The 9,329-nt window shown below is 61.7% G+C and carries 8 protein-coding genes and 1 pseudogene; 4 read left to right on the top strand and 5 right to left on the bottom strand.

The features are described from left to right. Positions 1–29: 29 nt before the first annotated feature. Positions 30–1,214: a 4-hydroxybenzoate 3-monooxygenase gene (gene pobA / locus ACGK9R_RS14460; RefSeq protein ID WP_394582454.1), complete on the bottom strand. Its 1,185-nt coding sequence runs from the start codon at positions 1,212–1,214 to the stop codon at positions 30–32. Positions 1,215–1,364: 150 nt separating this feature from the next. Between pobA and ACGK9R_RS14455 the strand changes: the two genes are divergently transcribed. Further along, the gene (locus ACGK9R_RS14455) at positions 1,365–2,261 is read left to right on the top strand and encodes a helix-turn-helix domain-containing protein (protein WP_394582451.1); all 897 of its coding nucleotides are present in this window, start codon (positions 1,365–1,367) and stop codon (positions 2,259–2,261) included. A 35-nt stretch (positions 2,262–2,296) separates the two neighbouring features. Here ACGK9R_RS14455 and ACGK9R_RS14450 read toward each other — a convergent pair whose 3' ends face one another. The 4 genes from ACGK9R_RS14450 to ACGK9R_RS14435 form a co-directional block, all read right to left on the bottom strand. Then, entirely contained in the window at positions 2,297–3,586 is a 1,290-nt protein-coding gene (locus ACGK9R_RS14450) for a TRAP transporter large permease (RefSeq protein ID WP_394582448.1), read from the bottom strand. Beyond that, entirely contained in the window at positions 3,576–4,103 is a 528-nt protein-coding gene (locus tag ACGK9R_RS14445) for a TRAP transporter small permease (protein WP_394582445.1), read from the bottom strand. Before ACGK9R_RS14445 ends, ACGK9R_RS14450 begins: the two co-directional genes overlap by 11 nt. A gap of 3 nt (positions 4,104–4,106) precedes the next feature. Further along, on the bottom strand, positions 4,107–5,138 hold the full coding sequence (locus tag ACGK9R_RS14440) for a TRAP transporter substrate-binding protein (protein ID WP_394582443.1): 1,032 nt from the start codon (positions 5,136–5,138) through the stop codon (positions 4,107–4,109). 193 nt (positions 5,139–5,331) lie between these two features. Further along, on the bottom strand, positions 5,332–6,000 hold the full coding sequence (locus tag ACGK9R_RS14435) for a GntR family transcriptional regulator (RefSeq protein ID WP_394582441.1): 669 nt from the start codon (positions 5,998–6,000) through the stop codon (positions 5,332–5,334). A 139-nt stretch (positions 6,001–6,139) separates the two neighbouring features. Here ACGK9R_RS14435 and ACGK9R_RS14430 point away from each other — a divergent pair, with 139 nt between their 5' ends. The 3 genes and pseudogenes from ACGK9R_RS14430 (at position 6,140) to ACGK9R_RS14420 (ending at position 9,246) form a co-directional block, all read left to right on the top strand. Further along, the gene (locus ACGK9R_RS14430) at positions 6,140–7,207 is read left to right on the top strand and encodes a Rieske 2Fe-2S domain-containing protein (RefSeq protein WP_394582439.1); all 1,068 of its coding nucleotides are present in this window, start codon (positions 6,140–6,142) and stop codon (positions 7,205–7,207) included. Further along, positions 7,204–8,172, top strand: a complete 969-nt coding sequence (locus ACGK9R_RS14425; protein ID WP_394582437.1) for a PDR/VanB family oxidoreductase — start codon at positions 7,204–7,206, stop codon at positions 8,170–8,172. Before ACGK9R_RS14430 ends, ACGK9R_RS14425 begins: the two co-directional genes overlap by 4 nt. 48 nt (positions 8,173–8,220) lie before the next feature. Further along, positions 8,221–9,246, top strand: a pseudogene (locus ACGK9R_RS14420) (TRAP transporter substrate-binding protein). The last annotated feature ends 83 nt before the right edge of the window (positions 9,247–9,329 follow it).

Below are 9,329 nucleotides of genomic sequence, written 5' to 3'. Positions count from 1 at the left end.
CCGGACTAGCGTCCAGGCATGACTACACGTTACTCGAGCGACTCGTAAGGCAATCCCACATAGTTCTCGGCAATCGTGGTCAAACCCGCGGGTGAGCTCGTGACGTAGTCGAGTTCGGCGAGCTGCAAGCGGCTATCGAAGTCGTCTTCATCGGAGAAGTTGTGCAGCATGGACGTCATCCACCAGGAGAAGCGTTCAGCCTTCCAGATACGCTTGAGACACGTCTCGGAGTAGCGCTCGATCAAATCCGTGCGGCCTTCCTGGTAGATCTTCACCATCAGCCGGTAGAGCGTGTTCACGTCACTGGCGGCCAGGTTGAGCCCCTTGGCGCCGGTAGGCGGCACAATATGCGCCGCGTCGCCGACCAGAAAAAGCTTGCCGTACTGCATGGGCTCCACCACGAAACTGCGAAGCGGCGCGATGCTTTTCTCGATGGAAGGCCCGGTCACCAGCTTATCGGCGACCTCGTCGGGCAGGCGGCGTTTCAGCTCTTCCCAGAAGCGCTCGTCGGACCACTCCTCCACTTTTTCATCGAGCGGCACCTGCAGGTAATAGCGGCTGCGGGTGGCGGAGCGCATGCTGCACAAGCTAAAACCGCGCGCGTGACGCGCGTAGATCAGCTCGTCGGACACCGGCGGCGTATCCGATAAAAGCCCCAGCCAGCCAAAGGGGTAGACCTTTTCGAACTCGGTGAGGCGGTCCTCGGGAATGCTCTGACGCGACACGCCGTGGTAGCCATCGCAGCCGGCTATGTAGTCGCAGTCGAGCCGCACCGTTTCGCCGTTATGCTCGAACGTGAGATAAGGGGCGTCGCTTTCCATGTCGAACGGCTGAACGTTGTCCGCCTCGTAGAGCGTGGTGGCCCCGGCGGCCTCGCGCGCCTGCATCAAGTCGCGCGTCACTTCGGTCTGGCCGTAAACCATGACCCGGCTGCCGCCAGTCAGCTCGTCGAGAGCGACGCGCACGCGACGATTGTCGAAGGCGAGTTCGAAGCCATCGTGGGGCAGTCCCTCCTCGTTCATGCGCCGGTCGACGCCAGCTTCATGCAGAAGATCCACCGTGCCCTGCTCGAGCACCCCGGCTCGGATACGGCTCAGCACGTACTCGCCGCTGCGCCGCTCGACAATCACGTTGTCGATACCCTGGCGCTGCAACAGCTGCCCGAGCAGCAGGCCCGACGGACCCGCACCGATAATCGCTACCTGAGTCTTCATCGAAATTCTCCCCAAAGATGGTGTCACAACCACTCATGAGTTGTATTTTTGATCGAAAGAAGCGCTTGGGTAAGGCAACATATCGGCTTAAATCTGGACTTTTGGCGCATAAATAGTCGACTTTAGTCACACGCACCAGCGGAGCCCACCATGTCACTCGCCACCCTCGTTCCCGTGTTCAAGCTCTACGGTGAAACCCGCCATTGGCCGACGCCGGACTTGTTGCACTGCGAGTCCATCCAGGAGCGCAGCCGGCTGCACGATTGGCGTATTCGGCCGCATCGTCATACCGACCTGGTTCACGTTCTGCTGATCACTTGCGGCAGCGTCGACCTGGAGCTGGAGGGGTCGCATCACCATCATTGGGAGGCGGGGGTCATCGTCGTACCGGCGATGACGATTCACGGATTCTGCTTTTCGCCGGACGTGGAAGGACACATCGTGACTCTGGCCCAGCCGCTGGTGGATCACCTGGGGGGCGCACTCGACGATGGCAAAGCGCTGAGGCAGGCGGGGTTTTACGCTCTAGAGGCGGCGTCGAATCGAGCGCAAATCGTTACGCTGGTGGGGCAGATCGACCGTGAGTATCGTCATCCGGCGCCGGGGCGGCGCCAGCTGCTGGAGGTGCTGGCCCTGGCGCTGGCCATCGAACTCGAGCGTCTGCTGCTGCCGCTCAAGCCAACGCCTCAACGGAAGGTGCCGGTGGTGCGGGAAAAGGGTCGCCGGCATCTCGAGCGGTTTCATGCGCTGGTCGAGCAGCGCTTTCGGGAGCAGCCCGGCATCGAGGCGCTGGCGCGCGAACTCGGGCTCAGTCGCGCGCACCTCAACCTGCTGTGCCGTCAGCAGGAAGGCCTGAGCGCCTTGCAGATACTTCACGACCGGCTGCTGCTCGAGGCCAAACGCCAGCTCACTTATACCAACATGACCATCGCCGAGATCGCCGACGGCCTGGGCTTTTCCGAGCCGGCCTACTTCACGCGCTTTTTCAAACGCAATATGACACTGGCACCGCGTGCGTTTCGAAAGCGCCTGGCAGAGCAGCCGTAGCATTCACGACAGCCGACCGTTTTAGTCCCTCGACGCTATAGCAGGAAAAAGGTACTCAGCACGGGAAACGCCACCAGAAGCGCCAAGCGAACGAAGTCCGACACGATGAACGGCGCCACGCCCTTGAAGATCTCGCCAAGCCCGACGTGCGGCGCCATCGCCTTGATGACGAACACGTTCATGCCCACCGGCGGGGTGATCAGGCCAAGCTCCACGGTGAGTACAGTGATGATGCCGAACCATACCGGATCGATACCCAGCGCCTGGATGATCGGATAGACCACCGGCACGGTAATCACCAGCATGGCGATCGAGTCCATGAACATGCCGAGCACGAAGTAGAGCAGCAGAATGCACAGCACCACCACGATGGGCGCCAGATCCAGGCCGTAAAGAAAGTCACTGATGGAGAACGAGATGCGCGAGACCGAGATGAAGTAGCCCAGCGTCTCGGCGCCGACCAGCATGAAGAACACCACCGCCGATAGTGCCAATGTCTCCTGCAGACTACGCCACAGCCCGGCCCCGCGCATGCCCTTGAAAAGCGCGTAGAGTAGCGTGGCGAACGCCCCGACGCTGGCGCCTTCGGTGGGCGTAAACAGGCCGAAATAGATGCCCAGGATCATCACCAGAAAAACGGCGAAAAAGGGAATGAGGCCGGAGACCGAACCCAGTTTCGCCCGCCAGGAGGTCGGCTCGCCGGCCACCGCCAGGCTCGGACGAAGGTGCATGACTACCGTTACGGTTAGCGCGTACATCACCAGCCCCATCAGGCCGGGAATCAGCCCCGCCATGAACATGTCGCCGACGGACTGTTCGGTCAAAATTGCGTAGATCAGCAGCGCGATGCTGGGCGGGATCATGATGCCGAGCGTGCCGCCCGCGGCCAGCGCCCCGGTGGCCAGGCCGCGGTTGTAGCCGTAGCGCTCCATTTCCGGCAGTGCCACGCGAGTCATGGTACTGGCGGTGGCCAGCGACGAGCCTGAAATCGCCGAAAACACCCCGCAGGAGCCAACCGCGGCAATCGCCAAACCGCCTTTCCAGCCGCCGCAGATCGTGCGCGTGGCGTCAAAAAGCTTGCCCGCCATGCCCGAGTGCGCCGCCAGCACGCCCATGAGGATGAACATGGGTACGGCGCTGAAGCTGTAGTTCGACAGCACCTCGATGGGCACGGTCTTGAGCTGCGCGATAGCGGCGTCGAAGCTGATGATCGAGGCAAAGCCCCCCACGCCGATGATCAGCATGGTCAGCGCAACGGGCACCCGGAGCACCATGAGTACCAGCAACAGGCCAAGCCCGATGGCACCGATCATTTCACTCCCCATCGGCCACCTCCACATCGACACCAAAGAGCGCACCGAGCACTGCGTGCAGGGCGCTGCGAATCCCGAGCAGCAGGCTTATCGCCGCCGCCGCGTAGTAAATGGGCCCCATGGGCAGGCGCAGATCCTGGGTTACCTCACCGTGGCGCGAGGCCGCCGCCGCCGAATCCAGCAGGCCGGTAAAAAGCACCAGGCCCAGGGCGGCAAACCCCAGCAGGTATAGGCCGTGAACGCGATTTTTTATCCACTGGGGAAGCCGGTGTGAAAACGCCTCGACCACCACTTGGCTCTTCTCGACGTTGGCCGCCATGGCCGCGAGCAGCGAGCACAGCATGAGATAGCTCACAAGCTCGACGCTGCCGCTCACGCGAAGCGCTAACGCGCCGTCGGTCAAGCGATAGAGATAGCGGGTGCCGACATCGGCGATGGTCACCATCAAAAGTGCGACCAGCGCCACCCCGGCCACCACACGACAACAAAAGGCCAGCCAGTGGCTGACCTTTTCCAGAGAACGCTGCATTGCTTACTCCTGGGGGCTTTCGCAGGAGGCGCTGGCGCTGAGCGCGGCCTGGTAAACGTCGCGCGCCTGATCGAGTCCACGCGCTTCGAGCTGGCTCAGGTAGGTCTCGATACCCTCCTCGAGCGGGCCCTGCCAATCCGGGTTCTCAAGCGGGTTCTCGATCTCGCGAATCGTATGCCCGGCGTCGACCGCCTCCTGCTTGCCTTCCACATCGAGACGATCGAAGACCTCGCCGGCCTTCTCGGCCCACTTCATGCCCGAGTTGGCGTCGATCACCGCCTGCTGTTCCGGGGTCAAACGGTCATAGGCGCGCTGGTTCATGGTGGCGACGAAGACCAGCGTGTAGAACGGTACCTCGGTGTGATAGCTCACCAGCTCATTGATACGAAAGCTGCCAAGCCCCTCCCAGGGGAAGCTCAAGCCGTCGATCACACCGCGCTGCATGGAGGTATAGATGTCCGGCGCCGGCATGCCCACCGGGCTTGCGCCCATGTTCTCGAGCATTTCACCGGCCACGGCGGTGGGGCGACGAATACGAAGCCCCTCGAGATCCGCCGGGGTCTGCACGTCGGTATCGATGGTATGAATGCCGCCCGGGCCCGTAGTGAACATGAACAGCGGCCGGGTATCCTCGTACTCGCTGTCGAGAAGGCCATCGTCATAAAGCGTCTGCAGTACGCAGGCGCCCTGGGTCGCCGAGCGGGCGACGCCGGGCAACTCGACGATCTGGGAAAGCGGGAAGCGTCCTGCCGTATAGCCTTGGGCCGTCGCGCCGATGTCAGTAATGCCGTTGGCCGCTGCCTCATAAATGGAGTCCGGCTTGGCGAGCGTGCCCGAAGGGAACATCTGTACCGTCAGGTCACCATCGGACTCTTCGGCGATGGTATCGGCCCAGGCCTGCAGCACATCTTCATTGACAGCAGATGCGCCGGGCCAGAAGTGCGCCATGCGCAGCGTGGTGGCCGCCTGAGCGGATGCGATGGAGAGGCCAGCGATGGTGGCGGCAAGCGCACACCGGGTAAACATTGCTTTCATGGGGAGCTCCAGTCGGGTCGTTGGAACAAACGATGTTCGCATAACGAATATTAGTTCGTCCTTTAGATTCACCTTAATCCAGTCACCGCCCTGTCGCTAATCGACCTTGGTCTATACACCGTCATTTTTCAGGCTCAAACAAGGCCCTGCCACGCTATTTCAACGAAGCTGCTGATAGCGAACGCTCAAACCGTCATCGAAAAAACGCCTGGTAGCGTATGCCGATGAGCGCATGTTCTCGCATCAACATCTCCACACGCGCCCCTTCGCCCGACTCGAGTGCCTGGAAAATCAGTTCGTGATGTAGCTGGGCAAGCTGAAGCTTCTTGAATTCGCTGGCCAGATCGTTTTCATCGATCACGATGGAGGCGGCAGCGGCAAAGGGCAGGTGGTTATTGCGTGCGATGGCATCGCCGATGACGCTGCTATCGGCGGAGCTCACGATCTTTTCGTGAAACCGGTAGTTGAGCTCTATCCAGCTGTCGATGTCTTCCTCCTGCAGAGCCCCCTTTCCAATAACGTCTCGCCCTTTTTGGATCCACAATATCAGATCATGACGCTGCTCGTCGGTCATCCCACGCTCGGCCAGCCGGCGTGCGGCCAACCCTTCCAGCACGCCGCGAACCTCCACCGCGCAGCGAATGTCGGCTTCGGTAAATTGGCGCACCCTGTAACCGCGCTTTTCAGCGCGCTGTAGAAGCCCTTCCTGCTCCAGACTGCGAAACGCTAGTCTGACGGGGGTTCTCGACACTCCGAGCCGCTCGGCAACCGCCTCTTCACCCAAGCGCTCGCCTTGAGGGTAGTGACCATCCTCGATCAACTTGCGCAGCCGGCTAGCGACACTCTTATCGTTGTTACTCATTCGGGCCCTCCGCCATTGACCATCAAGTGGCTGTTTCAAGGCAAGCTAAACCAAAGTATGGGTTGACGGTTAAAACGCCTATCTCCTTTACTTTGGATCCAATAATAAAAAACCAATGAATTCCAAAAAGGATACCACCGTGACTCGACAAGCCCCTTACCCCCTGAACACCTGGTACGTTGCCTGCACGCCTGACGAAATCGACAACAAGCCGCTCGGGCGCACCATCTGCAACAAGCCGGTCGTTTTCTTTCGCGGCGACGAAGGCCGCGTCGCCGCCATGGACGACTTCTGCCCCCACCGCGGCGCGCCGCTCTCCCTGGGCTTCGTGTGCGACGGCAAGCTGGTGTGCGGTTATCACGGCCTGGAAATGAACTGTAGCGGCAAGTGCGACAGCATGCCCGGCCAGCGCGTACGCGGCTTTCCCAGCGTCCGGACGTATCCGGTCGAGGAGCGCTACGGGTTTATCTGGATCTGGCCAGGCGATTCTGACAAGGCGGACACGAGCCTCATTCCCGTGCTCGAGTGGGCGGATAACCCCGAGTGGGCCTATGGCGGCGGACTCTATCATATTGGCTGCGAATACCGGCTGATGATCGATAACCTCATGGATCTGACTCACGAGACCTACGTTCACGCCTCCAGTATCGGCCAGCCGGAGATCGAAGAGGCCGCGCCGGATACCAACGTCAACGGCGATGAAGTCGTCACCCGCCGCGAGATGGAGAACATTCCGGCCCCGCCGTTTTGGCAAGCGGCGCTGCGCGGCAACGGCCTGGCCGACGATGTCCCGGTGGACCGCTGGCAGATCTGTCGCTTCACCCCGCCAAGCCACGTGCTGATCGAAGTGGGCGTCGCTCATGCCGGTAATGGCGGGGCCAAGGCGCCGGCAGACAAGAAGGCGTCGAGTATCGTGGTCGACTTCATTACACCGGAGTCGGATACCTCGATCTGGTACTTCTGGGGCATGGCGCGCAACTTCAAACCCGAGGATCAGGCGCTGACCGACAAGATCCGCGAAGGCCAGGGCAAGATTTTCGAGGAGGATCTGGAGATGCTCGAGGCGCAACAGCGCAATCTGCTCAGGTACCCGGACCGCCAGCTTCTGAAGCTCAACATCGACGGCGGCGGCGTACAGGCACGCCGGATCATCGACCGCATCCTTTCTGAGGAGCGCGAGGCCACTCGCGTGGAGGCGAGCGCATGACTCACACCGCCCCTTCGATGATCGTGGAAGTGAAAGCGCGCCACGTCGAGGCGCGCGATATCGTCACCTTCGAGCTCGCCGACCCCCACGGGCGGGAGCTTCCGGCCTTCAGCGCCGGCGCGCATATCGATGTGCGTATCAAGGACGGGCTGGTGCGCCAGTATTCGCTTTGCAACCATTCAGAGGATCGCGATCGTTACCTGATCGGCGTGCTGCGCGACGCCCACTCGCGCGGTGGCTCCCACGCCATGCACGATGAGATCCAGGTCGGCGATCTGGTGCAAATCAGCGCGCCCAAAAACCACTTTCCACTCAAGCCCGCCGAGCACACGCTGCTGCTGGCCGGCGGCATCGGCATCACGCCGCTTTTGTGCATGGCCGAGCGCATGGCGCATACCGACGGCGAGTTCGAGCTGCACTACTGCACCCGCTCCCGGGAGCGCACCGCGTTTTATCAGCGCCTGCAGGATTCGAGCTTCGCCAACAGCGTGAATTTTCACTTCGACGATGGCGAGGCGAGCCAGCACCTGAACCTCGATGCGCTGCTTGGCGAGCCCAGGGCCGATACCCACGTTTACGTATGCGGCCCCAAGGGTTTCATCGATGCGGTCATGACCACCTGCAAGGCTAGCGGCTGGCCGGAGGATCAGGTGCATACCGAGTACTTCAGCGGCGCCGACATCTCGAGTGACGACGACGGTAGCTTCGAGGTGCGCATCGCCAGCAGCGGTGCAAGCTTCACCGTGCCGGCGGACAAGACCGTCCATCAAGTGCTGGCCGAAAACGGTATCGAGATCATGGTCTCTTGTGAGCAGGGCGTGTGCGGCACCTGCCTGACCCGCGTGCTCGAAGGCGAGCCGGATCACCGGGACCTCTATCTCGAGGAGCACGAGCATGCGGCCAACGACCAGTTCACGCCGTGCTGTTCACGTGCTAAAAGCAGCGTACTCGTATTGGACCTTTAAGTTTTCATCAACCCGGATCCTGCTCGAGAAAGCAAAAGGATAACTATAATGAAAAAAATCCCGACGACCGTGGCACGTGCCGCGCTGATGAGCGCGCTCGTTTTCTTACCCGCCGCCGCCCAGGCCCAGACCACGCTGCGCCTGGCCCACGTTTGGCCCGGCGGCTCGATGGTCGACAGCGCGCTCTTTCAGGCCTGGGCCGACAGCGTCAGCGAAGCGTCCGGCGGCGAGCTCGACGTGGAGGTGTTTCCCAGCCAAACGCTCGCCAAGTCCGCCCAGACGTATGACAGCACTGCCCGCGGCATTGCCGATATCGGCGCCTCGGCCTAGGGTTATACGTCCGGACGCTTCCCCTTGACGCAGATCGTCGAGCTGCCCGGCGTCTCCTCGAGCGCCAGCGAAGGCGCCTGCATTCTGCAGTCGCTCTATGACCAGGGCTACCTGGAGGACGAGTATGCCGACACCCGGCCGCTGTTCTTCTTCACCACTGGCCCGGGTTATCTGCACACCAAAGAGCGCCAGATCGAAAAGCCCGATGACCTGGCCGGGCTGCGGCTGCGCCGGCCCACCTCGCTGGTCGGCGACATGATGGAGCGCCTGGGCGCCCAGGCCGTCGGCATGCCGGCGCCGGACGTCTTCACCGCCATGCAGCGCGGCGTCGTCGATGGCTTGAGCTTCAACTGGGAGGGCATGAAGACATTCCGACTCAGCGAGCTGGCGAACTACCACACCGAAGTCCCGCTTTACGATCTCTCGCTGTTTGCCGTCATGAACCAGCGCAATTACGACAACCTGCCCGCCGACCTTCAAGCGGTCATCGACGAGTACAGCGGCATGGCGTGGTCGATGCGCGCCGCCGAGGTCTACGACACGCTGATTGCCGAAGGCCGTCAGGAAGCCGTCGAGGCGGGCCACACCTTCATCGAGATCGACGATGCGCTCAACGACCCCGACTGGGGCCCGGTGCTACAGGAAACCATCGACCGCTATATCGGCGAGGTCGGCGGTAACGCACAGGAGGTTTACGATACCGCCATGAGTCTCAAGACGGAGTGCGCGGTGAGCGACGCCTGACACTCGTTAAAAACCGGGAAAACGAGGCGGTCTTCCAGGCCCGCCGGATACAAAAGCGCCAGGGCAGAGCCCTGGCGCTTTTG

Source organism: Halomonas sp. HNIBRBA4712 (assembly GCF_043558675.1).
GTDB lineage: Bacteria > Pseudomonadota > Gammaproteobacteria > Pseudomonadales > Halomonadaceae > Vreelandella.
The sequence above is the reverse complement of the archived record's forward strand: the minus strand, read 5'-3'. Positions and strand labels throughout refer to the sequence as shown.

What these genes read in the sequence shown, in the direction of transcription:
- ACGK9R_RS14445 (WP_394582445.1), bottom strand. Translation starts at nt 4,103, where the DNA reads ATGCAGCGTTCTCTGGAAAAGGTCAGCCACTGGCTGGCCTTTTGTTGT.
- pobA (WP_394582454.1), bottom strand. Translation starts at nt 1,214, where the DNA reads ATGAAGACTCAGGTAGCGATTATCGGTGCGGGTCCGTCGGGCCTGCTG.
- ACGK9R_RS14440 (WP_394582443.1), bottom strand. Translation starts at nt 5,138, where the DNA reads ATGAAAGCAATGTTTACCCGGTGTGCGCTTGCCGCCACCATCGCTGGC.
- ACGK9R_RS14435 (WP_394582441.1), bottom strand. Translation starts at nt 6,000, where the DNA reads ATGAGTAACAACGATAAGAGTGTCGCTAGCCGGCTGCGCAAGTTGATC.
- ACGK9R_RS14425 (WP_394582437.1), top strand. Translation starts at nt 7,204, where the DNA reads ATGACTCACACCGCCCCTTCGATGATCGTGGAAGTGAAAGCGCGCCAC.
- ACGK9R_RS14455 (WP_394582451.1), top strand. Translation starts at nt 1,365, where the DNA reads ATGTCACTCGCCACCCTCGTTCCCGTGTTCAAGCTCTACGGTGAAACC.
- ACGK9R_RS14450 (WP_394582448.1), bottom strand. Translation starts at nt 3,586, where the DNA reads ATGGGGAGTGAAATGATCGGTGCCATCGGGCTTGGCCTGTTGCTGGTA.